Raw genomic sequence first — 613 nt, forward strand, 5'->3', positions numbered from 1 at the left:
CTGCTGGAGAGGTCGAAATTGTCGCCCGGGCCAAAGAGACTGGCCGGCATTGCCGATATGTAGTCGACGCCATGTTGGCGCCGATAAGCCTGGCACAGTTTCAGCCCGGCGATCTTGGCGATCGCATAGGCTTCGTTGGTGGGTTCGAGCGGGCCGGTCAGCAAAGCATCTTCCGAGATCGGTTGCGCCGCGAACTTCGGGTAGATGCAGGACGAGCCAAGAAACAGCAGTTTGCCCACCTCGCTGCGAAAGGCGCCGTCGATGACATTGCTCTGCAGGACGAGATTTTCATGCAGGAAATCCGCCGGGAACCGGTCATTGGCCAGAATGCCGCCGACCTTGGCGGCAGCCAACACCACGGCATCCGGCCTGTGCTCGGCCATCCAGCGCCGCACACCGGCCTGATCGAGAAGATCGAGCCGGTCACGAGATACGGTCAGGACCTCGCAGCCCTCGGACGCCAGCCGGCGCACAATCGCCGCGCCGACCATGCCGCGATGCCCGGCGACGAAAACCCGCTTGCCCTGAAGTTCAAACATGTCGCCCATCAGCGCATCCTATGCCGAGCGACCGCTCTGCCCTGTGCCGCCAATGGCGCGCGCCAGATCTGCCT

General features: G+C 63.3%; 1 protein-coding gene. It reads right to left on the reverse strand.

Features of this window, described 5'->3' with window-relative positions; translation table 11 throughout:
• Positions 1 to 539 (reverse strand): NAD-dependent epimerase/dehydratase family protein (locus AC1DX0_RS36785; RefSeq protein ID WP_477359563.1); only part of this gene is annotated, 539 nt, incomplete at its 3' end.
• Between the last annotated feature and the right edge of the window lie 74 nt (positions 540 to 613).

The organism is Mesorhizobium sp. P3_A9, from assembly GCF_056402975.1.